This is a genomic window from Pseudomonas sp. Kh14 (assembly GCF_900291005.1).
Lineage (GTDB): Bacteria > Pseudomonadota > Gammaproteobacteria > Pseudomonadales > Pseudomonadaceae > Aquipseudomonas > Aquipseudomonas alloputida.
In genome coordinates this window covers 1-235 of sequence record NZ_OLKJ01000319.1, presented here as the reverse complement: position 1 = coordinate 235, position 235 = coordinate 1, and the positions used below count along the sequence as shown (strand labels likewise).

General features: G+C 60.9%; 1 pseudogene. It reads left to right on the top strand.

Annotated elements, in window-relative coordinates:
- Positions 1 to 86 precede the first annotated feature (86 nt).
- Positions 87 to 235 (top strand): annotated as a pseudogene (locus FQ668_RS28280) (cardiolipin synthase); the annotation flags it as partial.

Sequence of the window (235 nt, the reverse complement as noted above, 5' to 3'; positions counted from 1 at the left end):
TTTAGACGCCGAATTCGCCTGCGGGTTGCAGTGGCCCCCTCGAACGTGGTCTGTTAGCAGCAGTGCTCTCGGCAAGCAGGATGCGTATGGATTACCACAGCCCCTACTTTTTCGGTTACGTGCTCGGTCTGATTCACCTGCTCGGCCTGGCCGCCGCGCTCCATGCGGTGTTCACCGTACGCACCGCCCAAGGTGCGATTGCCTGGGCCATGTCGCTGCTGTTCATCCCCTACCT